Here is a 23435-nt window from a genome sequence, read left to right as displayed (position 1 = left end):
CGCAAGTGGTAACGAAGCAGATATCTTGCAGACATCTATGAAGAAAAAATCATCATACTTCACGAAAATTTAGGGACTTGCGGAACACATATGGAACATATAGTGTCCGTTCTTGATTTGTTTCCGACTCTTGAGGGTGCCGAAAATGCTCACGCGCAAACAGCAGGAATTGCTTCTGTTCATACACGAACGGATGAAGGAATCCGGCGTACCGCCCTCCTTCGACGAAATGAAGGATGCGCTCGACCTTGCGTCCAAGTCGGGTATTCACCGGTTGATCACCGCGCTCGAGGAACGCGGCTTCATCCGCCGCCTGCCGAACAGGGCGCGCGCCCTGGAAGTCATCAGGCTGCCGGAAGCCTATGCGCCCAGCATTCAGCCGCGCCGGGGCTTTTCGCCCAGCGTCATCGAAGGCAGTCTTGGCAAGCCGCAACCGGCTGCCGCCTCTGCGAAGCCCCCCGCCAACGACGATAGTTCCAACTCAACCACGGTTCCCGTCATGGGCCGCATCGCGGCCGGCGTTCCGATCTCGGCGATTCAGAACAATACGCACGACATCGCCGTCCCTGCCGAGATGCTCGGGTCGGGCGAACATTATGCGCTGGAGGTCAAGGGCGATTCGATGATCGAGGCCGGCATCCTCGACGGCGATACCGTAATCATCCGCAACGGCAATACGGCCAATCCGGGCGATATCATCGTCGCATTGGTGGACGAGGAGGAAGCGACACTCAAGCGCTTCCGTCGCCGCGGGGCGTCGATCGCGCTGGAAGCCGCCAACCCGGCCTATGAGACGCGGATTTTCCCGCCGGACCGGGTCAAGATCCAGGGTAAGCTTGTGGGTCTCATCCGCCGCTATCATTGACCAGTTTGCCCAGCGGTTCCGGCAGGGATGAGCTGAAGATCTGGCGCCGCCAGTCGTAATGGCGATGGCGGGTCCATGGGCGGTCTTGGCCAAGGAGCGCTGCACGAAGCCGCCAGCGGTGGATGTCCGCGGAACCATCAAAAAACAGTTCGAGCGCTCCTGCGATCCTCAGCGCGTTGCCGTTGATCATCAGGGCTCCGGAACGGCAGCGGTCAAACCTGGCACGTGGAGCGACGACGATATGCGCAGCGTCGCAGGCGACGCCGGCATAACGCGCGTCCTCCACATGAACGACTACAGCGCCTGCGGCGGTTTTTGACGCGCACCAGGCTCGCGGGGTGCAGATGAACCGGCCGACCGGTACCTGCTTCATCCCGCGGCTTGACGTTTCTCTCTCCTCCGTCGTCAATTCAGCACGCTCGCCGAGACTGTTCGAAGGCAGCGGATTTCCTCCGGACTTTCCCTCCGGGAGCCTGTCTCCGGCCGGAGACTTGTCTTTCGCTGGCAGCAATTCCGGTTTCACCGGGTCCCCCAGCAGAAGCGCCCGCTTCCATTGATCATAGACAAATTCCGCGGGACGGGTGCGATTGGTGGCGATGCCATTACCATCTGTCAGGGCAATCATGGTGCCATCCTCGGAGATCAGGAGATCCGGAAGGGATCTCGACCGCTCCTGCCATGACAGCAACAAGCCGGCCACCAATAGAGGAATACCCAAGTATCTGAGCCGGGTTCTCAGTAGCGTCAGCAGAAGAAAGCCTGCCGTCGAGACGACCAGGAACCAGGGATGCTGGCGGCCGATGCCTACATCGCCGCCCCAGGCCGCCACATGCCTGGCGATCGCAATCACCGCTTCCAGGCCGAGGCCCATGAGCTTCAGGAACGGCCCATCGAGCCCGAAGGGCATCAGCAGCATGCCGATCAATCCCGCCGGCATGACCACGAAGGAAATGACCGGCATGGCGGCGAGATTGGCCGCAAGCCCATAAGTCGCGATGCGGTGGAAATGCTCGACAGAGAAAATCGCGGTCGATATGCCCCCAATCAACGAGGTCACGAAGATGCCGGCGGTAAAATTCCAGACCGCCGTGATCGGCATGACCACCGGGTGACGAAACGGCAGAGGCTCCGGGTCATGTTTTTTCGACCGATGCTTCCAAAGCGCGTAACCAGCGACCAGCGCGGCGGTGGCGGCAAAGGACATCTGAAAGCTCGGCCCAAGGATTTCCGAGGGAGATACGGCGATAATGACCAGTGCGGAGAGGGCCACATTGCGCAAGCTTATGGACGGCCGGTCGAAGAGGACTGCAACGAGCATGACTGCCATCATGATATAGGCCCTTTCGGCGGAGACGCCGAAGCCGGAAATGAGATAATAGGCGGTCGCCATGGCGAGAGCACCCAAGGCGGCAAGCTTCTTTACCGGGAAGGACTGGGCAAATCGTGTGAACAGCGAGAGGATAGTGCGTACGCCGACGAAGAAGATACCCGCAGCCAGCGCCATATTGAGCCCGGAGATCGCGACGATATGGGCAAGGCCGGAAAGCCTCAGCGCTTCGACGGTCTCCTCGGAAATCGCCCGCCGCTCATCGGTGACGATCGCGGCTGCGAAGGCGCCCGCGTCGCCGGGCACTGTCGCGCGGATCTTACCGCCGATCATGCTGCGAAGATCGAAGAGCCAGCGCTCGATATCCGAGAACCATCCATGAGGATGTCCGGCGTCGCGGCTCCCTTTCGGGGCTCCATAAAAGAAACCGACGGCGCCAATCCCATCGAAATAGGAAGAGAAGGCGAAATCATTGAGGCCTGGAAGCGCCGGTCCCGATGGCGGCGATAAACGAACCCTGCCGCTGATCGTATCTGCCGTCTGCACCGGCTCGTGACGCGCCCGCGCAAGCAGCGAAACGCGCTCCGGAGAGCGCCGGATTTCAGGACCCGAGGTACGCTCGACACGTACGATATAACGCCACCGGCCGCGGGCATCGATCTCCCTTCGTTCGACCACACCCGTCAGCTCGGTCGTAACCGGGGAATCGAGAATAATGGTGCCTCTTCGCCAGGTCTCCAGTTCGGCAAGCATCATTCCGCCGAGAAAAAGCGCGACAGCGGGAGGAAGCACACGCAAGGCGCCGGACGCATGACGCATGACGACTGCGTGCGTCACACAGATGAAGAAGGCCGCGAGGAGAGACCAGAACGGAGGCGTGGCAGGCAGCGAGAACCAGACAGCCGCCCCGGCACCGACGAGGACCGGTACAAAAAGAAACCCATGCCCGTGTGCTGCCTCCTCCTCCAGCATGCCGGGGAGGCTGAGGCGCAGCCGGCGGATTCCCCGAGACAGCCAATAGCCGCGGGTATAGGTCGCGGGACGGTTCCCCAGACGCGGGCGACGATCCGGAAGAGGCTCCAAAACATGCGACCCGGATTTGCCCGCATCTGGCAAAAAGCGGGCCTGCCGGAAGATCGCTCCCCTGCTCTCCACCAATTTCGGAAACGCTGTGTCTTCCGACATGAAACGCCCGCCCCACCTTGCCCCGCATGAGCGACAATACAACCTGCGCGTTTCCTCAGGCGTCGTCAACTGGCGGCGAAAACCAAGTATTCCCAAAGGACTCAAGTGAGTTGCACCGGAAAGTTGGGCATCCAAGTATGTGCCGCTGCCTCTTATCGTGCCGCGCTGCACAAAATGCTACCAAGGACTGCTTGGCATGAGCTTTCGGATCATATAGCAAAGCATGGACGCTTAATTCTTGTGGCGCTTTTTAGGCGCCACGCCGCCAAAAGGTTGGAGGATCAGCATGACGGGCAAAAGCGCAAATATGGCACTCGGCGACAAGCATGTCGACCTGCCGGTAAAGTCCGGCTCGATCGGTCCTGATGTGATCGACATCGGCTCGCTTTACAAACAGACCGGTGCCTTTACTTATGATCCGGGCTTCACCTCGACGGCATCCTGCGAGTCCAAGATCACCTATATCGACGGCGATGCAGGCATTCTTCTGCATCGCGGTTATCCGATCGAGCAACTCGCCGAGCATGGCGACTTCCTCGAAACCTGCTACCTGTTGCTCTACGGCGAATTGCCGACGGCTGCCCAGAAGAAAGACTTCGACTACCGCGTCACCCATCATACGATGGTCCACGAGCAGATGAGCCGTTTCTTTACCGGCTTCCGTCGCGACGCGCATCCGATGGCCGTCATGTGCGGCTGCGTTGGCGCGCTCTCGGCTTTCTATCACGACTCCACGGATATCACCGATCCGCATCAGCGTATGGTTGCCAGCCTACGGATGATCGCCAAGATGCCGACGCTCGCGGCGATGGCCTATAAATACCATATCGGCCAGCCGTTCGTTTATCCGCAGAACAACCTGGATTACGCGTCCAACTTCCTGCGCATGTGCTTCGCCGTGCCCTGCGAGGAATATGTGGTCAATCCGGTGCTTTCGCGCGCCATGGACCGTATCTTCATCCTGCACGCCGACCATGAGCAGAATGCGTCCACCTCGACGGTCCGGCTCGCCGGCTCTTCCGGCGCCAACCCGTTCGCCTGCATTGCAGCCGGCATCGCCTGCCTCTGGGGTCCGGCGCATGGCGGTGCCAACGAGGCAGCGCTCAACATGCTGACGGAAATCGGCTCGGTCGACCGTATTCCCGAATACATTGCCCGCGCCAAAGATAAGAGCGACCCGTTCCGGCTGATGGGCTTCGGCCACCGCGTCTACAAGAACTACGATCCGCGCGCCAAGATCATGCAGAAGACGACGCACGAGGTTCTCGGCGAACTCGGTCACAAGGACGACCCGCTTCTGCAGGTCGCCATGGAGCTGGAACGCATCGCGCTCACCGACGAATATTTCATCGAGAAGAAGCTTTATCCGAATATCGACTTCTATTCGGGCATTACGCTGAAGGCGATGGGCTTCCCAACCACGATGTTCACGGTGCTCTTCGCGCTTGCCCGTACCGTCGGCTGGATCGCCCAGTGGGCGGAAATGATCGAAGATCCGGAACAGCGCATCGGCCGTCCGCGCCAGCTCTATACCGGCGAACCGCAGCGCGACTACGTGCCCGTCTCCAAGCGCTGAGCGAGGCGCCTCCCAAACAAAAAACCGGTCAGCGATGACCGGGTTTTTTCGTATCCAAGACTTGCAGAACGATGCCGGCCGCCGCTTCGCCGGGTGGGACCGGCACCTGCAGACGCTGCCAGGTGAGATCGAAACCCTCCATCATCGCCTGGCGTTGGGTGGTATCGGAGGCGAGGCGTTCGGCCCAGCGGCACAGACTGCCAGGACGTACGACATCGTTTATATATTCCGGCACCACCGGATAATCGGCAATCAAATTGGGCAGCGCGCCCGACCAGATCTTGATGCGCTTGGACATCAAGGTGATCAGCCAGTCGGCCTTGTAGGCGGACACGACCGGCACGTTCGACAGGCCAAGCTCAAGAATCACCGTTCCGGATGCGGCGATGGCGGCGTCCGCATCGGCGAAAGCGGCCCACTTGCTCTGCGCGTCGACCGTGATCTCCGGCTTGATCGGCAAGGTCGCGGCAATCTCGCGCACCAGCTTCTCCTGACGGGGTACCGTCGGCAACAGAAAACGCGCGGGACCGTTGCGGGAGACGAATTCACGGGCGGCCTCCCCAAAGACCGGCAAAAGCGCCTTGATCTCTGCAGAGCGCGAGCCGGGCAGAAGCAGGATTGTCTTTTCTTCGTCCTTCCCCTTCACCGGGCGTTCCGCGCGGATGCTCCGCACCCGCAGCAGCGCCGGATCGTCCGTCAGGCGGTGGCCGACGAAAGTCGTTTCCGGCCCGCCAAGCCTCTTCATCGCCTCCGGCTCGAACGGCAGGACAGCCAGAACGTGATCCACATAGGCAAGCATGGCGCTTGCCCGGTATTCCTTCCAGGCCCAGACGCTCGGGCAGACGTAATCCACGATCGGCATGTCAGGCAGAGCGGCTCGAACCTTCTTCGCAACCCGGTGGGTGAAGTCCGGACTGTCGATAATGACAAGCACATCCGGCCTGGCTGCAATGATCGCATCGGCGGTCTGATTGATCCGCTTGATCAGGTTCGGCAGGCGGGCAAGCACCTGGGTCAGTCCCATGATCGACAGTTCGGAGAAATCGAAAAGCGAAGCAAGTCCCTGCGCCGCCAGTGCGTCGCCACCGACGCCTACCAATTCGACCGGTCCCGCATGAGCCGCTTTCAGCGCGGCGACCAGATCGCCGCCCAGGAGATCGCCAGAGACTTCACCGGCGATGACGCCGATCTTCAAGCTCTTCACCATCACAGTCCTCCCTGCGGCAGACCAAGGTCGATGCCGCAGACGAAGATACCTGCAGCATCCGCAGCGGCAATCATCTTCTGTTCCTCGAGCACCAGAGCCCGCCCGGCCTCAACGGCTATGCCCGCAAGCCCTGCCTTCACAGCATTCTCCACGGTGGAAGGACCTATTGTGGGAAGATCGGCACGCATATCCTGCTGGGGCTTGCACAATTTCACAAGAACACCCTTGCGGCGGGCGGAGATTCGTCCCTCGGCGCGCAACGCGGCAACGCGCTCGAGCATCCGATCGGTTCCTTCGACACCTTCGAGCGCAACGACGCGGCCGCCGACACTCACGCTTCCCTGGCCAATATCGAGCTCACCCAGCCTACGTGCGGCTTCGGCCGCCTTTTCGATATCGCGAATATCGTCCTGCGAAGGAGTATAGGCCCCGAGCTTACCGGTTTTCGCCAGAAGCCCCGGCGCAACCTCATGGGCGCCGATGACGCGGCAGCCCTGCGCTTCGATAATGCCAATGGCCACCTGCAGCAGCGCGTCATCTCCACCGGAGACGAGGGTGCGGAGCAGGAGGGGCAGCTTGCGCAGCACCTTCCAGTTCGGACGGATATCGCGCCAATCGGGCCGTCGGGTCACACCGCCGGACAACACGACCCTATCGATGCCATTTTCCTGGAAGATCTGCTCGAAGCTTTTGATATCTGCAATGCTGGCCGTCGCCGTTTCGAAACCGTCGAAACGCTGATCGGACTCATTGCGCAGCGAGATGATGAAAGGGTTTTCTCCTCCCTCCCGCGCGGCTTCGGCAAGATAGATGGGAAGAAATCCGTTCCCCGCGATGATCGCGAGCCGCCCCTTTGGCGCAAGGCTCGGGACGCCCCGCATGGCCGCTCAGCTCTTGCTGCGGAAGGGAGACGAAAGGGCGCGTTCGCTGTCGGCAGCGATGAAATCAAGGATCTCCATCACTTCCTTGCAATCGGCATAATCCTCGCGGATTGCCGCCGCATTGTTGCGGATGTTCCCTGCGCCTTCAAAGATCTGCTTGAAGGCGCGGCGTACGGTATGGATCGTGGCACGCTCCACGCCCGCACGTGTCATGCCGACGACGTTCAGGCCGCCCAGGATACCGGGATTGCCGTTCAGCATTCCATAGGGGATCACGTCGTAGTTGACGGCCGAAAGCCCGCCGATGAAGGCCTGGCGGCCGATGCGGGTGAACTGATGCACCGCACAGCCGCCGCCGAGAATTGCCTTGTCTCCCACATGAACGTGGCCGGCCAGCATGACATTGTTCGACATGATGATGTCGCTGCCAAGCTGACAATCATGCGCCACGTGGGAATTGGCAAGAAAGAGGCAATTGCTGCCGACCACGGTCTTGCCGCCGCCCCCGACGGTGCCGCAGTTCATGGTCACCCCTTCGCGCATCGTGCAATTATCGCCGACGGTGAGCGAGGAATCCTCTCCCGCTTCGTGGAGGCTCTGCGAAACGCCGCCGATAACAGCCATCGGGAAAATGCGGCAATTGCGGCCGATCTCCGTATTGCCGGTCACCACAGCGTGCGAGGACAGTTCGACGCCATCCTTCAGCACCACGCGCGAGCCCACATGCGAAAACGGCCCGACAACGACATTCTCGCCGATCACGGCGCCGTCCTCGACCACAGCAAGGGGATGAATCCGCGCGCTGGCAGCAATCTTGCTCATTCCGCGTCCTTACGCACGATCATCGCGCCGATATCAGCCTCTGCGACGAGCGCACCGTCGACCTTGGCGTCGCAATGAAACTTCCAGATATTGCCACGCTGCTTCTGCTTCGTGACGTGGTACTCCACCCGATCCCCCGGTATCACCGGCTTGCGGAAGCGGGCGTTGTCGATCGTCATGAAATAGACCAGGTTGCCGCCCTCGCCTTCCTTGCGCGCGCAAATCGCGCCGGCCGTCTGGGCCATGCCCTCGACCAGGAGCACGCCCGGCATGATCGGTCGGTCCGGGAAATGGCCGGTGAAATGCGGCTCGCTGGCGGTCACGTTCTTGATGCCGATCGCGGAGTTGTCACCATCGATTTCGACGATCTTGTCGACCAGAAGAAACGGGTAGCGATGCGGCAACAGCTTCATGATTTCCTGAATATCGGCCGCGCCGAGCATCGGCTTGGTCTCATCAGTCATTTTTCTTCTCTCCTTTGCGCTTAGCGCGCTCGTCCGACTGTGCCATCTTATCCGCCATTTCGCGGAGGAAATCCTTCATCGGCCGGGCCGGAATGCCGCCATATATGGAGCCGGCGGGCACGGAACCAATCACTCCGCTGAACGCGGCGAGCTGAACGCCGTCACCGATCGAAATATGCCCGTTGATAGCGGCCGCGCCACCAATCAACACGCCATTGCCGATCTTCGTGGATCCGGCAATGCCAACGCCCGCCGCAATGCCGCAATGCCGGCCGATACGAACGTTATGCGCAATCTGCACCTGATTGTCGATCTTCGTGCCTTCGCCAATGACCGTATCGTCCATCGCGCCGCGATCGACGGTGGTGTTGGCGCCAATCTCCACATTGTCCTGAATAATGACGCGCCCGATCTGAACGAGCTTGAGCATGCCCCGCGGGCCGGGCGCATTGCCGAAGCCATCCTGGCCGATACGTGCGCCATTGTGAATAATGACACCGTTGCCGATCAAAGCCGCCAGGACACTGGCGCCCGCCGCGATCGTACAATCGCGGCCGATCTTGACGTCCGCGCCGATCACGGTGCCCGCACCGATCCGCGTGCCGCTGCCGATTTCGGCCCGCGCGCCAACCACAGCCATAGGCTCGACCTCGACGCCGGGCTCGAGCATCGCCGTCGGATCGACATAGGCCGCAGGCGAAATACCCGATGGTGCGGATGTCACAGGCCCCGGGCGCATCGCGGCGGGATGCAGAACAGCACCGGCCATGGCAAAGGCCGTCAAGGGCGCCTTGGAAAGCAGGATCGGAATATGGTCCGGAACGATCGGCCGGATCGCCGCATCACATAGGATGGCGGAGGCGTGACACGTTTCCAGTTCGTGCCGGTTCTTGCGAGAGAGAATATAGCTGAGCTGCCCCTCGCCGGCCCTGGCAACCGGGGCGATCGACCGGATCATTCGATCGCCAGCATTCCCGTCAAGCAGTTCCACCCCAAGACGGGTGGCCAGCTCGCGCAGGCTCACGCCATCATGGGGCGGGAAAAATTCATTGTGATCCATAAAGCCAGAGCTCCGGAACAGATTCCCGCCCGTCGAGACGGGCGGAAACGATCAGAACTGGTTCGCCATGCTGAACCGGAATTCCTGAGTCTCGTCAAAGTCTTCCTTGACGACCGGAATGGCATAGTCGAAGCGGATGTTGCCGAACGGCGAAGCCCACATAATGCCGGCGCCCACCGAAGCGCGCCAGGACATATCTGTGCCCTGCGCAGTGCTGGTGCCAAGCGGTACATCGTTTCCGTAGAGCGTACCGGCATCGGCGAAGACGGCGGCCCGAAGACCGAAATCCTCCGGGAAAACCGGCATCGGCATGGACATTTCCGCAGACGCCGTAAAGTAGGTCGTACCGCCAAGAGCGTCGCCATGATCGACCGTACGCGGACCGATACCATCGTTCTCGAACCCGCGGACCTGACGACCGCCCAGCGTGAACTGGTCAAAGACATGCAGGTTGTCGCCGGTGGAAACTACATGGCCGGCACCGACTGCGACGGAGCCGATCAGATCGGCCTCGGTCGACAGAAGATGGAAGTAACGGGCACGGCCGGATATCTTGTAGAACTCGGAGTCGCCGCCGAGCCCTGCATATTCATGCGTGATCGTGGCGTAGATCCCTTCGCGCGGCAGCGACTGGCTGTCGAGCGTATTGTAGGTCAGCGTCTGCGAAACGGAAGACTGGACGAACTTGCCCTGATCGATCATGGAAATGTAAGGCGACGAAAGGTTGTCGTCGCCCGTGCCAGGAACGCCGTCGGAGCCAAACGCGCCGTCATCTTCGTAGTTGATTTCCTTATAGGTGTAGCGGAACGTCGTCGCCAGATCCTCGGTGATTGGCGCGGTCACGCGCAGGGTAACGCCCTGCTCGTCGTAATCGTAGTAGCTGTTCGAGGACGTCTTGCTCTTGAACAGGTCGAAACCGGCTGCCAGACGGTAACCGAGGAAGTAGGGCTCGGTGAACGAAAGGTTGTAGCTGCGGGCCTCTTCGAGACCGCCGCCGACGGCAACACGGATGAATTGGCCGCGGCCCAGGAAGTTCTTTTCCTCGATGGAGGCTTCCAGCATGAAGCCGTCGCCGCCTGCGGAGTAGCCGGCACCGATACCGAACGAACCGGTGGACTGGTCTTCAACATCGACCACAACGACCACGCGGTCCGGAGCGCTGCCCGGAGCAGTGGAGATATTGACCGTGGTGAAGTAACCAAGGGCTTCCAGACGACGCTTAGCGCGCGAAATCATTTCCTGATTGAATGCGTCGCCTTCGCTGAAATCGAATTCGCGGCGGATGACGTAGTCGCGGGTACGGGTATTGCCGCGAACTTCGATACGCTCGACGTAAGCGCGCTCGCCCTGATCAACGAGATAGGTCACGCCGATCGTGTGCGTTTCCATGTTGCGGTCGCCCCGCGGCGTCACGCGTGCAAAGGGGTAACCTTTCGCTGCGACGCGCTTGGAGATCGCCTCCATGGTCTTCTGGACTTCGCGGGCGTCATAGGTACGACCTTCCCGCGTCTCGACCAGACCCTGCAGCTCTTCGCTGCTGACGCCTTCAACAGTCGATTCGACGCCAACGCCGCCGTAGGAGTAACGCTGACCTTCTTCCACGGTGAAGGTGATGTTGTACTTGTTGTTCGCCTCGTCGAGAACCGCTTCGGAAGAGATGATGCGGAAATCGGGATAGCCGTGATTGTAATAGAACTGGCGCAACGTTTCCTCGTCGGCGCGCAGCTTGTCCTCGCTGTAGACGTCCTTGCGGGTGAGGAACGACAGCGGGCTGGATTCCTTGGTAATGATGACGGACTTCAGGCGACCGTCGCCATAGGCCTGATTGCCCACGAAATTGATATCGGCGATCTTGGTGCGATCACCCTCGTTGACGACAAAGGCCAGATTGACGCGGCCCTGACCGACAGGAGCGGTCTGCGTCGTGATCTCGACGTCGCTGCGGCCGATCGCGCGATAAGCCTCGCGCAGCCGCTCGATGTCGGCATTGATCATCGTCTCGCTATAAGGACCGAGCGGCTGGGTCTGAACAACAGCCTGCAGCTTTTCATCGGTAATCTTGCGGTTGCCGTTGAAGACGACCTGATTGACGAGCTGGTTCTCATTCACCGTTACGACGAGCGTGCTGCCGGAAACGCTGATACGGACATCGGAGAAATATCCGGTCGCATAAAGCTTGCGCACGGACTCATCGATGTCGTTGTTCGAAAAACTGACACCAGGGCGAATGGTCAGGTTGGAACGAACTGCTTCTTCGCCCGTGCGCTGGGCACCGCGAACCTGGACGCTCCGGATCACCGCCGCTTCTGCGGACGGCGCGGAAGCAAGCACCAGCACACCCGCGCCCGAGGCAACAACACTAGCAGACAGCGCAAACGCCGACACTGCGTTCAAAAACCTTGAACCAGCCTTCATTTCAATTCTTACCTTTTCCCGTTGTCCCTCGGCGGGTGGAGCCCGACTCCGGCCACGTGTGTCGTTTTACCTTCTTTTGCCCTACAAGCAAGGTATCGTGTTAATTTCTATTTACTTCCTTCTCAGGCGTGACCCAATGGCCACGCAAGAGTTGAAAACATAGTAAATAAACAGTTTCCTTCAACGATTTTGAGGGCATCAGCCAATGAGATTGCTGATGTCGTTGAAGGTCGCGAATACCATCAGGCTGAGCACCATTGCGAGACCGATGCGAAAGGCAATCTCCTGTGCACCGGCTCCCAGCGGTTTGCCACGAACCGCCTCTATTGCATAGAAAACGAGATGTCCACCGTCCAAAACCGGAACAGGCATCAGATTGAGAAGACCGATGGAAACGGACAGAACGGCGGCAAGCTGCACGACGGCGGCAAAGCCCAGCGTTGCCATCTGACCCGAAGCCTGCGCAACGCGCACCGGTCCCCCCAATTGATCGGCCCTCATGCGGCCGGTTACGAGGTTTCCGATATAGCGGACCGTGCCCGTGACGATGTGGCCCGTCTCCTTTACGCCTTCAGCCACCGCCTGCAGCGGGCCAAAAGTCTCGACCCGGAATTTGCCGCGCTCTTCATTGGTGACGATGCCGATCAGGCCCAGCTCGACCTTGTTGCCGAACTGATCGGTGATCTCGGTGCGCTTCGGCAGCATCGGCAGATCGATTTCCTGGCCGTTGCGGTCGACGGTCACGACAATCGGCGTTTCCGGACGGATGCTGACGTAACGCCGCACGTCGTCAAAGGTCCTGATGCGTGTGCCATCCAGCGCCACCAGTCGGTCGCCAGGCTGAACGCCGGCGGCCTGGGCCGCGCTGTTTGCCTGGACTTCGGCAACGACAGGATCGGCAACCACTTTTCCATAGACGCTAAACAACACGGCAAAGATCGCGATCGCCAGCAGGAAGTTGGCGATTGGCCCGGCCGCTACCGTCGCCGCCCTTTTCCACAGTTTCGCGCCAGCCAGCGTCTGCGCCTTCTCCTCCTCCGTCATGCCGACGAGGCCGCTCGCATCCGGCAGGCTCGCAACATCGTCATCGCCGTAGAATTTGACGTAGCCGCCAAGAGGAATCGCTGAAATCTTCCAGCGTGTACCGTGGCGGTCGGTGAAGCCCAGGAGTTCGGGGCCGAAGCCTACGGAGAAGGCGGTCGATCGGATGCCGCACCAACGTCCGACGAGGTAGTGTCCCATTTCATGCACGAACACGAGCAGCGACAGAACGAGAATGAATGGGATGATATAGCCGGTGACGAAGCTGAGGATGGCCATCAAAGTTTCCGTTTCAAATGCGATGGCGGCGAGGTCTCAAAGCCCGAAAAGAAAACCAGCCACCGGTATATCAAGATGGCCTGTAGCGGCCGTATAGACAAGAGTTAGCAGAAACGCCGCGAAACAGGCAAAAACGAGGCCATCCACCCGATCCATAACACCGCCATGCCCGGGAATGAGATGGCTGGAATCCTTGACGCCGAACCGGCGCTTGATGAACGATTCGAAGAGATCTCCGACCTGGCTTGCCACCGACAACGCGAAGGCGATGACGACGGTCCAAAAGGACAGCCGGGAAAAGACAGCCAATGTTACCGCCGAACTCGCAACCACGCCGGCAATGGTGCCGCCGATCGCGCCGGACCACGTTTTTCCCGGCGAGATTTTTGGGGCCAGCTTCGGACCCTTGAGTGCCCGGCCGACGAAATAGGCCAGGATGTCGGTTGCCCAGACGACGGCGAAAATAAAGATCGTCGCCACGAATCCGGCCTGGTCGTCCGCCCGGATTGCCGAAAGCGAAATGCCACTCAATCCTGCATAAACGATGCCGCCCGGCGACCACCAGCTGCCCTTGCGCCACAGAACCAGAAGAATGGCGGTGATGACAGACCCGCCAAGCAGCGGAATCGCCAGATCCTTCTCTCCGAAGACGATATTGACCGCGATCAGCAGAACGGCGACCCAGCTGAAGGCATTGGTGTGAAAATCCCGTTCATCGAGCCGGGTAATCGTCGACCACTCGTAATAGATCAGGACAGCCATCACGGCAGCGACGAGGCGGAAGGAAAAGCCACCGAACCATGTTGCCGCCAGCACGATCGCCGCCAGAATCAAGGCGGAGATGATCCGAAGCCTGAGTTCACTGCTCATCAGCCAACCACCGCGGCCGTCTTGCTCGACAGACCGCCAAAACGACGGTCGCGGGACGCAAAAACCTTCAATGCGTCAAAAAACAGATTCCGATCGAAATCCGGCCAGTAGTCCGGCAGGAACACCAGTTCCGAATAGGCGGCCTGCCACAACAGAAAGTTCGACAACCGTTCCTCGCCGCTTGTGCGTATAATAAGATCGGGATCCGGAATGTCGGCGGTGTCCAAATTCCTGCTGATCATGTCGGCGTCGATGTCCGAGGCCTTCAGAACGCCCGCCTCGACATCACGGGCGAGTTTTACGACGGCTCTGACGATCTCGTCTCTGGCGCCGTAGTTGAAAGCGATCACCAGCGTCAGAGCGGTGTTGTGTCGCGTCGTCTCCTCGGCCTCCACCAACAAGGGCAGAATGTCGCCTCGCAGGTTGTCTCGATCGCCGATCACCCTGATACGTACGTTTTCACGGTGAAGTTCCGCCAGATCACGACGGATGAAACGCCTGAGAAGACCAAGGAGATCGTTCACCTCCGAATGGGGGCGGCTCCAGTTCTCCGAAGAAAAGGCAAAAAGCGTCAGATATTTGACGCCCGCCTCGCCAGCGGCACGCACCGATTCCCGAACCGCCTCCACGCCTTTGCTGTGACCGATCGTACGGGGAAGCCCACGCTTGTTTGCCCAGCGGCCGTTGCCATCCATGATGATCGCAACGTGTTGAGGAATGATCGCAAGTTCGGGATTCGCCATATTTGATGCGGGTCCTTTAGCGGCCAAGATCAGGCTCAAGAGACGCCTGCGCTAGACCTGCATGATTTCCTTTTCTTTGTCGGCAAGCAAGCGGTCGACTTCGGAAATCGTATCGTCCGTCATCTTCTGCACCTTTTCCGACTGCGACCGGCTGTCGTCCTGACCGATTACGCCGTCCTTTTCGGCCTTTTTCAGGCCGTCCATCCCGTCACGCCGTACGTGGCGGATCGCGACCTTGGCTTTTTCGGCATAATCATGCGCGACCTTGACCAGCGACTTACGGCGCTCTTCGTTGAGTTCCGGAAGCGGAATGCGCAGATTCTGCCCGTCGACGATCGGGTTGAGACCGAGATGCGATTCGCGGATCGCGCGATCGACGGCGTTGACCATGGACTTGTCCCAGATAGACACGCCCAGCATTCGCGGCTCCGGAACGGTGATGTTGGCCACCTGGTTGAGCGGCACGCGCGAGCCATAGGCTTCGACCGTCACCGGATCGAGAATGTTGGCCGAGGCCCGGCCGGTCCTGAGCGATGCGATATCGCTCTTGAAAGCGGCAATGGCGCCGTCCATCCGGCGCTTGATGTCGTTGAGATCAACTGCTCCACTCATCCGTCTACTCCCGTATCATTATCTGGCGGCCTTCAGCGCCGCGCCTCAGTTGTCCGTTACGATGGTCTTGCGGCCGCCGCCGGTCAAGATTTGAGCGAAACCGCCCTTCTCGTGGATCGAGAACACGATGATCGGGATGGAGTTTTCGCGGGCAAGCGCGACCGCCGCCACGTCCATCACCGCCAATCCCTTGCCGAGCACCTCGCCATGGGTCAATGTCTCGAAACGCGTCGCGGCCGGATCCTTTTTCGGATCGGCCGAATAGATGCCGTCGACCTGCGTGCCTTTGAAGATGGCCTCGGCGCCGATTTCCGCGGCGCGCAGCGCCGCAGCCGAATCGGTGGTGAAAAAGGGGTTTCCCGTGCCGCCGGCGAAGATGACCACCCTGCCCTGGGCCATGTGGTGCACGGCGCGCCGCTGCGAAAAGCTCTCGCAGATTTCCGGCATCGAGATCGCCGACAGGACAACGGTTTCGACATCCAGCTTGCGAAGGGACGTGGCCAGCGCAAGAGCGTTGATGATCGTCGCCAGCATGCCCATGTGGTCGCCGGTCACCCGGTCGCCCCCCTTGGACGCCACGGCAACGCCCCGAAAGATATTGCCGCCGCCGACGACCACACCGACCTCTACGCCCATGGCGCAGGCTTCGGCGATATCCGAAGCGATGCGGTCGGCGACATTAACGTCGATCCCGAACCCTTGGCTGCCCATCAGGGCTTCTCCGGAGGCCTTGAGCAATACGCGCTTATAGATTGGCTTGGGCGACATGAAGGCTCCTTGAAATGAAAACTGCCTGCGGAGAACACAAACGGCTTGCGGATACACGAAGGGCACCGGCTTGTCACCCGGTGCCCTTCCGTTTTTAATCGCTTTAGAGACGGCCGCTCATCTTTTCACCGAATTGACGAGCGACCCTATCTCCTTGTTTTCCCGATGCTCCGGCAGGCCGCAAAGGCGCTCCCGAGGTCTATCGGCGGATATCAGCCCTTGGCGACTGCCGCGACTTCCGCCGCGAAATCCGTCTCTTCCTTTTCGACGCCTTCGCCGAGCAGCAAGCGGGCCATGCCGGTTACTTCGATCGGAGCGCCGACTTCCTTTTCGGCAGCCTTCACGGCGGCGCCGACGGTGAGGTCAGGATTGATGACGAAAGCCTGCGAAAGAAGAGCAACTTCTTCGAAGAACTTGCGCATGCGGCCTTCGACCATCTTCTCGATGATGTTGTCCGGCTTGCCGGAGGCGCGGGACTGCTCGATAAAGACGTTCCGTTCGCGCTCGGCTACAGCGGCATCGACTTCTTCCGGGCGAATTGCCAGCGGGTTGGTCGCAGCGATGTGCATGGCAACCTGACGGCCGATTGCGTTCAGCGCGTCCTTATTGCCGGTCGACTTCAAGGCCACCAGAACACCCAGCTTGCCGACGCGATCGGCAGCAGCATTGTGGATATAGGTCGCCACAACGCCGTCCTCGACGGAGAGCAGTGCCGAACGGCGCAGGCTCATGTTTTCGCCGATGGTAGCAACCGCGTCCTTGATGGTGTCGGTGACCGACTTGCCGGTCGCCGGAACGGTTGCCGCGCCGACGGCATCAACCGCGCCGTTGGTGCCGAGTGCTACATCGGCAACGCTGCGAACCATGGTCTGGAAGGCATCGTTGCGGGCCACGAAGTCGGTTTCGGAATTGATTTCGACGACGACTGCCTTGGTGCCGGCGCTGGCAACGCCGATCAGACCTTCGGCAGCGGTGCGGCCGGACTTCTTGTCGGCCTTTGCAATGCCCTTAGCGCGCAGCCAGTCGATCGCTGCTTCGATGTCGCCGTTGGTTTCAGCAAGCGCCTTCTTGCAGTCCATCATGCCTGCGCCAGACTTTTCGCGCAGTTCCTTGACCAATGCAGCGGTGATTTCAGCCATTTTCATGCCTCTTGTCGGTTTAAGTTGGGTATTGCCGGAAAACCATCGGCGACACCAAAGTTTTGGGACGAATGTACCCGGAAGTATGACAGCGTGATGAAGGACATCACGGCAGAGATTGTCTCAACGATTAGCGCAAGGCCGGCGGAGACCATCGTCTTGATCTTAAACGACTGAGGCCAGGGATAGCGGTATCTCTGGCCTCGGTCGAACTCGTACAGCAGAGCGGCAGTCACCGCTCCAGGCAAGCCTTAGGCTTCGGCTTCGCCTTCGAGCGCCGGCTCGATCGGAGCTTCAGCGGATGCGCCGATGTCACGGCCCGAGGCGCCCTGCTGACGGGCGATACCGTCGATGGCGGCGCGAGCGATCAGGTCGCAATAAAGAGCGACGGCACGCGAAGCGTCGTCATTGCCCGGGATCGGATAGTCGATGAGGTCCGGATCGCAGTTGGAGTCGATGATGGCGACGACCGGGATGCCCAGGCGCTTCGCTTCGTCGATGGCGATCTTTTCCTTGTTGGTGTCGATGATGAACATCAGATCCGGAACGCCGCCCATGTCGCGGATACCGCCGAGAGCCTTTTCCAGCTTCTCGCGTTCGCGCTCGAGGTTCAGGCGCTCCTTCTTGGTGAAGCCCGAAGCTTCCGAACCGAGGATCTCGTCGAGCTTGCGCAGACGCTGGATCGAGTTCGAAATGGTCTTCCAGTTCGTCATCATGCCGCCGAGCCAGCGGGAATTGACGTAATACTGAGCCGAACGCTTGGCGGAATCAGCGATGAGTTCCGAAGCCTGGCGCTTGGTGCCGACGAACAGGACGCGGCCGCCGCGAGCGACGGTGTCGGACACGACCTGCAGGGCGCGCGACAGCATCGGAACGGTCTGAGCCAGGTCGATGATATGGATATTGTTGCGATCGCCGAAAATATACGGCTTCATCTTCGGGTTCCAGCGATGGGTCTGGTGGCCGAAGTGAACACCAGCTTCCAGAAGCTGGCGCATGCTGAAATCAGGCAATGCCATGCCTTTTTCTCCTTTTCCGGTTGAACCTCCGCAAGGCGAACAGCAAACCCTTCGGGAATGCCACCGGCGGAAAAGCCCGGATTTCTCCCGGACGATCCCATGCCTTACGTGTGGAATGCCGGTGCCCATACATGCGATTTGGCGCAAAAGCAAGGGTATCGGCAAAAAAGTCTCGGATCATCGTCGAGCCGGGCCCTAACGGTAAGATCAGATCACTTTGCCGGCGCCGGGCACGGATCCTGCTGTTTCAGAAGCTCCAACCGGGTGAGGCTGCCCGACAGGACGAAGTCGCCATAATCCATGGTCAGATCGCGGGTGACGCCGTTTTCATAGAGCTTGAACGACATATTGTAGACGGGTGTCGGATCGCCCTGGGCCGTTTCGTTGAAATAGGCGATCGTCACCGGCCAGAACGGCGCCCGGGAAAATTCGCCGGCTTTGTCGGCGTCGACATCGCCTTTTTCCGGCTCCTGCTGCTTGCCGATGACGGTCGTCGTGAGCAGCGCCTGGTCGCCGTCCTCGGAACCGTCGAAGACGCGCGCTTCGAAGAAATTCTTGCCGTCCTTGGCATTCTGGATGACGTCAAGCATATGGCCGGTCGGAAAGACGCTCGCCGGCAGATCAACTTCGCGGCCGTCCGGCTGGGTGATTTCCACCTTCACGCCGTTTTCCGCCACGCTCGCCTCACCACTGATCTGTTTGTCGAGCTGCTCGTCGGTGAAGGACTTGGTCTCGAAATGGAACTGGCGGGCGGCCATGTCCTCGAAAGTCGTGGTCTGCTGGTCGCTGAGCCGCGTCTCCTCTCCCGTATTGATCTTTGTGACGAGCCGGAAGTTGGTCGAGAAACCGGTACAGGGCGAGCCGGTGAACTCGTAGACCATGCGCCCGACCATGCCTTCGATGCCGGAGCGTTCCGAGGCGTCCTTGAGCTTCAGGTCGTAAATTGCGCGATGCGGCACCAATGCGCGGGAGGCGCTATCGGTGTTGGCGTCCGCGGAAGCGCAAGCCACAAGGCTGACGCCGCCGGCAAGGATCACCCTTAGGCTTATGCGCAACATTCACAATCTCCTGTTGGACTCAGTCCGGGTGTTATAAGAACGCCATGGGTTGAGGTTATGGCCTTGATGCAAGATTTTTGAAGAATTTACAACAAAACGGGAGTCGAAAATGACCGAAGCCATCGAAGGCCGTTTGAAGGAACTGGGAATCACTCTCCCCGTAGCCGCGGCGCCTGCGGCCAATTATGTGCCTTATACGATCAGCGGAAATACGCTTTATCTTTCAGGCCAACTGCCCATCGAAGGCGGCAAAGTGGCGGTGACCGGTCTCGTCGGCCGCGACGTGGACGTGCCGGCTGCACAGCGGGCCGCCGAACTCTGCGCCATCAACATCCTCGCCCAGGCGAAGGCGGCCCTCGGGGGCGACCTCGGCAAAATCCGCCGCGTTCTCAAGCTCAACGGTTTCATCGCCTCGACACCGGATTTCGTGGAACAGCATCTCGTCATGAACGGCGCTTCCAACCTCATCGCCAATGTTCTCGGTGAAGCAGGCAAACATGCCCGCGCCGCCGTCGGCATGGCCGCCTTGCCGCTGAATGCCTCCGTCGAAGTCGACGCCATCATCGAGATCGAAGCATGAGCGCCGTTTCCTGGATCAAGAACCTTCCCGTCGCCCATCGCGGCTATCATGACATGAACCAGCAGATCTGGGAGAATACGCTTTCGGCCTTCGAACGCGCCGCCGAAGCCGGTTTCGCAATCGAATGCGACGTTCAGCTCGCCGCGGACAGCGTGCCGGTGATCTTTCACGACCACGACCTGGAACGCCTCTGCGGCATCAAAGGCGATGTGCGGGAACGGACATCGGCCGAGCTAGGAATGCTTGCCGTCGGCGGCACGAAGGACAAAATTCCGACGCTGAAGCAGATGCTCGACCTGGTGGCCGGACGGGTGCCGCTGGTCATCGAGATCAAGGGGCGCGTGGGTGAAGGCGAAGACGACGGGTTTGCAGAAGCGGTGCTGGAGGTGCTGGAAGACTACCAGGGAAAGGTCGCTCTGATGAGCTTCGACCACCACATCCTGCGTGATCTGAAAAGGGCCGGCTCACCTTATCCGCTCGGCCTCACTGCCGAAGGCAGCAAGCCGGGGGAATTTTTCGCGCATGACGAGGCGATGCAACTCGGCCTGGATTTCATTTCCTACCGCTATTCCCATCTGCCGAACACGTTCATCACCGCCCAGAGACAAACAGGAATTCCCGTCATCACCTGGACCGTAAGGGATGTAAACGGCCGCGAACATACCTATAAATACGCAGACCAAATGACGTTTGAAGGTTTTGATCCGCGGGAGGCTCCCGCCGCTTAAATTTGAGAATATGACCGGCAATCTCACCATCCGCATCGAAAAATCCTTCTGCGCGATCAGCCCACAAAGCTGGTCGCGCCTTTCAGGCGCTTCGAAAGCTCCGACCTCGGACACCCCCTATAATCCCTTCCTGTCGCATGCCTTTCTCTCGTCGCTGGAGGAATCCGGGTCAGCCACCGCCCGGACCGGCTGGCACGGTCACCACCTGCTCCTTGAGGACGACCGCGGCGCTCTGATCGGCGCGGTTCCGGGATATCTCAAAAGCCACAGCCAGGGCGAATATGTCTTCGATCACGGTTGGGCGGACGCATTCGAACGGGCCGGCGGGCGATATTATCCGAAGCTGCAGTGCGCGGTACCCTTTACCCCGGCGACCGGGCCGCGACTGCTCGTCGCCGAAAGCTATGACAAGGATACGACGGAGCTGACGCTTGCAGCCGGTCTTCAAGAGGTGACACGTCAGCTCGGAGTTTCGTCCGCGCATGTCACGTTCATTCCGGAAGACCAGCTTGCCGCCTTTGAGGACGCTGACTACCTGCACCGGACGGACAAGCAATTCCACTTCATCAACGAAGGTTATGCCGATCACGAGGCCTTCCTGGAAACGCTCGCGTCGCGCAAACGCAAGGCACTGAGGAAAGAGCGGCGTGCGGCATTGGACAACGGCATTTCGATCGACTGGCTGACCGGGCGAGATCTCACCGAGGAGATCTGGGACCAGTTCTTCAACTTCTATATGGACACGGGAAGCCGCAAATGGGGACGCCCGTACCTGACCCGCTCATTCTATTCCCTGGTCGGCGAGCGCATGCGCGATGACATCCTGCTGGTGATGGCCAAGCGCGAGGGCAAATATATCGCCGGCGCGATCAACTTCATCGGCGGGGACGCACTCTACGGACGGCATTGGGGCTGCATCGAAGACCATCCCTTCCTGCATTTCGAGGTCTGTTACCACCAGGCGATCGACTTTGCGCTCGCCAAGGGCCTCAAACGGGTCGAGGCCGGCGCGCAGGGAGAACACAAGCTGGCACGCGGATATCTGCCTGTCACCACTCATTCCATGCACTATATCGCCCATCCAGGGCTTCGCCGCGCGGTTGCCGATTATCTGGAACGGGAGCGGCAGGACGTGGAATACATGAACGAGTATCTGTCCGAGCACAGCCCGTTCCGCAAGGGCGAGCGCCAGCATGAAGATTGACGAGAACTCAAGGAGAGGATTCAGGATGAGCGGCCAGATCTACGACACCAACAACATCTTCGCAAAGATCCTGCGTGGCGAGATCCCTTGTCACCGGATTTATGAGGATGACGATACACTGGCGTTCATGGATGTCATGCCGCAGTCGCCCGGTCACCTGCTGGTGATCCCGAAAGCGCCGTCCCGCAACATTCTCGATGCCGATCCGGCGGTGCTTTCGAAGCTGATACCGGTCGTTCAGAAGCTTGCCAAAGCCGCGAAGGAGGCTTTCGAGGCGGACGGCATCACGGTGATCCAGTTTAACGAACCGGCATCCGGCCAGACGGTCTACCACCTGCACTTCCACGTCATACCGCGCTACGAAGGGCTGGCGCTGAAGCCTCATTCGGGCAAGATGGAGGACAATGAGGTGCTTGCTGCCAATGCCGAAAAGATCATCGGCGAGCTCGGCAACTAACGGTCTCCAAAGCCGGTCCACCAGAGGCCGGCGATCAGGAGCGCCATCGGCACCGCGACACCGACCGCAACCTTGCGTCCGGTCGCCAGAAAGACGGCAAAACCGATGCCGGCAGCGCCCAGCCGAAGCCAGAGCGGCGATTCCGCCAGCGTGCCGTTCGGAAAGACGATCAGCTTCGCCGTAACGGCCATCACGAGCGATGTCGCCACCGCCCTTACCCAATAAAGCGCCTCGGACTCCTCGTTCAACCGATTGCCGGCGACGACGCCGAGCCAGCGCCAGACGTCCGTTGCAAGGAAACCGGCAACAAAGATAACGATAAAGGTCCAGTACTCGTCGATCATCGTGAACCTGCCTTCGTGCCGCGCCTTTTCTTCCGCCTCCACCTATCGATGAGGTAGGCGGCAGTCCCTCCTCCGATTCCGGCATACAGTACGTCGAATTCAGGTGTGACCAGCGCAAGAAGCGGTCCGAGAACCACGCCCATGACGAAGGCCAGTTTTACCACAGGCTGGCTTGCGCTCGCCCAGATCGACGCGTTGAAATAGACCGGCGTCAGAAAGAAAAGCACGCCAGCGATCAGCGGCGGGAAGCTTGCAGCAATTCCGTAGAAAATCGCGACCACCAGTGTGCCGCTCGTCGTCAGGGTGACGCCAAAGCCTGCGAAATAGACTGCACGATGCTCGCGTGGCACGTTGCGCAACGTCGTGATCGCAAAGACCCACGCCGTGATCGCGACGAAATGCGACAGGATCAGAAGGAGCCATGTCGGCGTCCGCTTCGTCCGCATCTCCGGGATGACCGAGGCCACCATCGGCATCATCCGGATCGAGGACAGTGTGACCGCGAGAAAGCAGGCGGCTATATTGGCGCCGCTGGCCATGGTGCCGACCAAAATCACCTGTGCCGGAAGCGCCCAGATCGCGAACGACATGAAAACCGCCTCTGCGCGCGTCAAGCCGGATTCAAGTGCGAAGGCGCTGAACCCGACGATCGAAGTCATGAGGATCAGCGCCGGCAGCGAAAACATGCCCCGCATGCCGGTCAGGAACCAAGACAAGGCGCTGCGGTCGTCGCTATCTGGAGACATCGGCATTCCGGCGGTATCGGAGAGACTCACAAAAAAGACGATGCC

23 protein-coding genes are annotated in these 23435 nt (G+C 60.1%); 6 read left to right on the top strand and 17 right to left on the bottom strand.

From position 1 onward, the window contains the following. The first annotated feature begins 145 nt into the window (after nucleotides 1-145). Nucleotides 146-865 (top strand): transcriptional repressor LexA, encoded by a 720-nt coding sequence (gene lexA, locus EDE09_RS22915; RefSeq protein ID WP_112798296.1) that lies wholly within the window; start codon nucleotides 146-148, stop codon nucleotides 863-865. Here lexA and EDE09_RS22910 read toward each other — a convergent pair. Then, nucleotides 846-3377: a ComEC/Rec2 family competence protein gene (locus tag EDE09_RS22910; RefSeq protein WP_132413010.1), complete on the bottom strand. Its 2532-nt coding sequence runs from the start codon at nucleotides 3375-3377 to the stop codon at nucleotides 846-848. The genes lexA and EDE09_RS22910 overlap by 20 nt on opposite strands. Before the next feature lie 286 nt (nucleotides 3378-3663). Here EDE09_RS22910 and gltA point away from each other — a divergent pair, with 286 nt between their 5' ends. After that, nucleotides 3664-4953 (top strand): citrate synthase, encoded by a 1290-nt coding sequence (gene gltA, locus EDE09_RS22905; protein ID WP_105372519.1) that lies wholly within the window; start codon nucleotides 3664-3666, stop codon nucleotides 4951-4953. A gap of 28 nt (nucleotides 4954-4981) precedes the next feature. Here gltA and lpxB read toward each other — a convergent pair whose 3' ends face one another. The 14 genes from lpxB to EDE09_RS22835 all read right to left on the bottom strand — a co-directional run bounded on the left by lpxB (nucleotide 4982) and on the right by EDE09_RS22835 (nucleotide 19331). Further along, nucleotides 4982-6160, bottom strand: a complete 1179-nt coding sequence (gene lpxB / locus EDE09_RS22900; protein ID WP_112798300.1) for a lipid-A-disaccharide synthase — start codon at nucleotides 6158-6160, stop codon at nucleotides 4982-4984. Next, nucleotides 6160-7041: an LpxI family protein gene (locus EDE09_RS22895; RefSeq protein ID WP_112798302.1), complete on the bottom strand. Its 882-nt coding sequence runs from the start codon at nucleotides 7039-7041 to the stop codon at nucleotides 6160-6162. Before EDE09_RS22895 ends, lpxB begins: the two co-directional genes overlap by 1 nt. A gap of 6 nt (nucleotides 7042-7047) precedes the next feature. Further along, the gene (gene lpxA, locus EDE09_RS22890; protein WP_112798304.1) at nucleotides 7048-7863 is read right to left on the bottom strand and encodes an acyl-ACP--UDP-N-acetylglucosamine O-acyltransferase; all 816 of its coding nucleotides are present in this window, start codon (nucleotides 7861-7863) and stop codon (nucleotides 7048-7050) included. Beyond that, complete coding sequence (gene fabZ, locus EDE09_RS22885; protein WP_105372515.1) at nucleotides 7860-8327, bottom strand: 3-hydroxyacyl-ACP dehydratase FabZ; 468 nt, start codon at nucleotides 8325-8327, stop codon at nucleotides 7860-7862. Before fabZ ends, lpxA begins: the two co-directional genes overlap by 4 nt. Then, nucleotides 8320-9387 carry a UDP-3-O-(3-hydroxymyristoyl)glucosamine N-acyltransferase gene (gene lpxD, locus EDE09_RS22880; protein WP_112798306.1) on the bottom strand — a complete coding sequence of 356 codons (1068 nt, stop codon included), beginning with the start codon at nucleotides 9385-9387 and terminating at the stop codon, nucleotides 8320-8322. Before lpxD ends, fabZ begins: the two co-directional genes overlap by 8 nt. Before the next feature lie 51 nt (nucleotides 9388-9438). Continuing rightward, nucleotides 9439-11802, bottom strand: coding sequence for an outer membrane protein assembly factor BamA (gene bamA, locus EDE09_RS22875; protein WP_112798308.1), 2364 nt, complete (start codon nucleotides 11800-11802; stop codon nucleotides 9439-9441). A gap of 198 nt (nucleotides 11803-12000) precedes the next feature. Beyond that, complete coding sequence (rseP, locus tag EDE09_RS22870) at nucleotides 12001-13122, bottom strand: RIP metalloprotease RseP (protein ID WP_105372512.1); 1122 nt, start codon at nucleotides 13120-13122, stop codon at nucleotides 12001-12003. 36 nt (nucleotides 13123-13158) lie between these two features. After that, nucleotides 13159-13992 carry a phosphatidate cytidylyltransferase gene (locus EDE09_RS22865; RefSeq protein ID WP_105372511.1) on the bottom strand — a complete coding sequence of 278 codons (834 nt, stop codon included), beginning with the start codon at nucleotides 13990-13992 and terminating at the stop codon, nucleotides 13159-13161. After that, the gene (locus tag EDE09_RS22860) at nucleotides 13992-14735 is read right to left on the bottom strand and encodes an isoprenyl transferase (RefSeq protein WP_105372510.1); all 744 of its coding nucleotides are present in this window, start codon (nucleotides 14733-14735) and stop codon (nucleotides 13992-13994) included. The genes EDE09_RS22865 and EDE09_RS22860 overlap by 1 nt, the downstream gene beginning before the upstream one ends. 51 nt (nucleotides 14736-14786) lie before the next feature. After that, nucleotides 14787-15347 carry a ribosome recycling factor gene (frr, locus tag EDE09_RS22855; protein ID WP_105372509.1) on the bottom strand — a complete coding sequence of 187 codons (561 nt, stop codon included), beginning with the start codon at nucleotides 15345-15347 and terminating at the stop codon, nucleotides 14787-14789. A gap of 45 nt (nucleotides 15348-15392) precedes the next feature. After that, on the bottom strand, nucleotides 15393-16115 hold the full coding sequence (gene pyrH, locus EDE09_RS22850) for a UMP kinase (RefSeq protein ID WP_105372508.1): 723 nt from the start codon (nucleotides 16113-16115) through the stop codon (nucleotides 15393-15395). Between the two features lie 212 nt (nucleotides 16116-16327). Then, nucleotides 16328-17254, bottom strand: coding sequence for a translation elongation factor Ts (tsf, locus tag EDE09_RS22845; protein ID WP_105372507.1), 927 nt, complete (start codon nucleotides 17252-17254; stop codon nucleotides 16328-16330). Nucleotides 17255-17505: 251 nt separating this feature from the next. Beyond that, nucleotides 17506-18273, bottom strand: coding sequence for a 30S ribosomal protein S2 (gene rpsB, locus EDE09_RS22840; protein ID WP_105372505.1), 768 nt, complete (start codon nucleotides 18271-18273; stop codon nucleotides 17506-17508). A gap of 212 nt (nucleotides 18274-18485) precedes the next feature. Beyond that, a complete protein-coding gene (locus EDE09_RS22835; protein WP_112798310.1) occupies nucleotides 18486-19331 on the bottom strand; it encodes a cell envelope integrity EipB family protein in 846 nt (281 codons plus the stop codon). A 109-nt stretch (nucleotides 19332-19440) separates the two neighbouring features. Here EDE09_RS22835 and EDE09_RS22830 point away from each other — a divergent pair, with 109 nt between their 5' ends. Genes EDE09_RS22830 through EDE09_RS22815 form a run of 4 tightly spaced genes read left to right on the top strand, consistent with a single transcriptional unit; the run spans nucleotide 19441 to nucleotide 22300 of the window. Next, nucleotides 19441-19911: a RidA family protein gene (locus tag EDE09_RS22830; protein WP_112798312.1), complete on the top strand. Its 471-nt coding sequence runs from the start codon at nucleotides 19441-19443 to the stop codon at nucleotides 19909-19911. Then, nucleotides 19908-20639 carry a glycerophosphodiester phosphodiesterase gene (locus EDE09_RS22825; protein WP_162712315.1) on the top strand — a complete coding sequence of 244 codons (732 nt, stop codon included), beginning with the start codon at nucleotides 19908-19910 and terminating at the stop codon, nucleotides 20637-20639. The genes EDE09_RS22830 and EDE09_RS22825 overlap by 4 nt, the downstream gene beginning before the upstream one ends. Before the next feature lie 10 nt (nucleotides 20640-20649). Then, nucleotides 20650-21843: a GNAT family N-acetyltransferase gene (locus EDE09_RS22820; protein WP_112798314.1), complete on the top strand. Its 1194-nt coding sequence runs from the start codon at nucleotides 20650-20652 to the stop codon at nucleotides 21841-21843. A 25-nt stretch (nucleotides 21844-21868) separates the two neighbouring features. Further along, nucleotides 21869-22300, top strand: coding sequence for an HIT family protein (locus EDE09_RS22815; protein WP_132413008.1), 432 nt, complete (start codon nucleotides 21869-21871; stop codon nucleotides 22298-22300). Here EDE09_RS22815 and EDE09_RS22810 read toward each other — a convergent pair. Together EDE09_RS22810 and EDE09_RS22805 are read right to left on the bottom strand one after the other, a co-directional pair. Then, the gene (locus EDE09_RS22810) at nucleotides 22297-22644 is read right to left on the bottom strand and encodes an AzlD domain-containing protein (protein WP_112798319.1); all 348 of its coding nucleotides are present in this window, start codon (nucleotides 22642-22644) and stop codon (nucleotides 22297-22299) included. The two genes, EDE09_RS22815 and EDE09_RS22810, sit on opposite strands and share 4 nt — an antisense overlap. Further along, nucleotides 22641-23390, bottom strand: coding sequence for an AzlC family ABC transporter permease (locus EDE09_RS22805; RefSeq protein ID WP_112798321.1), 750 nt, complete (start codon nucleotides 23388-23390; stop codon nucleotides 22641-22643). The genes EDE09_RS22810 and EDE09_RS22805 overlap by 4 nt, the downstream gene beginning before the upstream one ends. Between the last annotated feature and the right edge of the window lie 45 nt (nucleotides 23391-23435).

This window comes from Neorhizobium sp. S3-V5DH (assembly GCF_004343065.1).
GTDB classification, from domain to species: Bacteria; Pseudomonadota; Alphaproteobacteria; order Rhizobiales; family Rhizobiaceae; genus Neorhizobium; species Neorhizobium huautlense.
The sequence above is the reverse complement of the archived record's forward strand: the minus strand, read 5'-3'. Positions and strand labels throughout refer to the sequence as shown.

Excerpts from the sequence above, each read along its gene's own strand:
- tsf (WP_105372507.1), bottom strand. The coding sequence starts at position 17,254 with ATGGCTGAAATCACCGCTGCATTGGTCAAGGAACTGCGCGAAAAGTCT.
- fabZ (WP_105372515.1), bottom strand. The coding sequence starts at position 8,327 with ATGACTGATGAGACCAAGCCGATGCTCGGCGCGGCCGATATTCAGGAA.
- EDE09_RS22815 (WP_132413008.1), top strand. The coding sequence starts at position 21,869 with ATGAGCGGCCAGATCTACGACACCAACAACATCTTCGCAAAGATCCTG.
- EDE09_RS22810 (WP_112798319.1), bottom strand. The coding sequence starts at position 22,644 with ATGATCGACGAGTACTGGACCTTTATCGTTATCTTTGTTGCCGGTTTC.
- rpsB (WP_105372505.1), bottom strand. The coding sequence starts at position 18,273 with ATGGCATTGCCTGATTTCAGCATGCGCCAGCTTCTGGAAGCTGGTGTT.
- lexA (WP_112798296.1), top strand. The coding sequence starts at position 146 with ATGCTCACGCGCAAACAGCAGGAATTGCTTCTGTTCATACACGAACGG.
- EDE09_RS22835 (WP_112798310.1), bottom strand. The coding sequence starts at position 19,331 with ATGTTGCGCATAAGCCTAAGGGTGATCCTTGCCGGCGGCGTCAGCCTT.
- lpxD (WP_112798306.1), bottom strand. The coding sequence starts at position 9,387 with ATGGATCACAATGAATTTTTCCCGCCCCATGATGGCGTGAGCCTGCGC.
- lpxA (WP_112798304.1), bottom strand. The coding sequence starts at position 7,863 with ATGAGCAAGATTGCTGCCAGCGCGCGGATTCATCCCCTTGCTGTGGTC.
- EDE09_RS22805 (WP_112798321.1), bottom strand. The coding sequence starts at position 23,390 with ATGTCTCCAGATAGCGACGACCGCAGCGCCTTGTCTTGGTTCCTGACC.
- frr (WP_105372509.1), bottom strand. The coding sequence starts at position 15,347 with ATGAGTGGAGCAGTTGATCTCAACGACATCAAGCGCCGGATGGACGGC.
- EDE09_RS22910 (WP_132413010.1), bottom strand. The coding sequence starts at position 3,377 with ATGTCGGAAGACACAGCGTTTCCGAAATTGGTGGAGAGCAGGGGAGCG.
- EDE09_RS22865 (WP_105372511.1), bottom strand. The coding sequence starts at position 13,992 with ATGAGCAGTGAACTCAGGCTTCGGATCATCTCCGCCTTGATTCTGGCG.
- rseP (WP_105372512.1), bottom strand. The coding sequence starts at position 13,122 with ATGGCCATCCTCAGCTTCGTCACCGGCTATATCATCCCATTCATTCTC.
- bamA (WP_112798308.1), bottom strand. The coding sequence starts at position 11,802 with ATGAAGGCTGGTTCAAGGTTTTTGAACGCAGTGTCGGCGTTTGCGCTG.
- lpxB (WP_112798300.1), bottom strand. The coding sequence starts at position 6,160 with ATGGTGAAGAGCTTGAAGATCGGCGTCATCGCCGGTGAAGTCTCTGGC.
- EDE09_RS22820 (WP_112798314.1), top strand. The coding sequence starts at position 20,650 with ATGACCGGCAATCTCACCATCCGCATCGAAAAATCCTTCTGCGCGATC.
- EDE09_RS22830 (WP_112798312.1), top strand. The coding sequence starts at position 19,441 with ATGACCGAAGCCATCGAAGGCCGTTTGAAGGAACTGGGAATCACTCTC.
- EDE09_RS22860 (WP_105372510.1), bottom strand. The coding sequence starts at position 14,735 with ATGGCGAATCCCGAACTTGCGATCATTCCTCAACACGTTGCGATCATC.
- pyrH (WP_105372508.1), bottom strand. The coding sequence starts at position 16,115 with ATGTCGCCCAAGCCAATCTATAAGCGCGTATTGCTCAAGGCCTCCGGA.
- EDE09_RS22825 (WP_162712315.1), top strand. The coding sequence starts at position 19,908 with ATGAGCGCCGTTTCCTGGATCAAGAACCTTCCCGTCGCCCATCGCGGC.
- EDE09_RS22895 (WP_112798302.1), bottom strand. The coding sequence starts at position 7,041 with ATGCGGGGCGTCCCGAGCCTTGCGCCAAAGGGGCGGCTCGCGATCATC.
- gltA (WP_105372519.1), top strand. The coding sequence starts at position 3,664 with ATGACGGGCAAAAGCGCAAATATGGCACTCGGCGACAAGCATGTCGAC.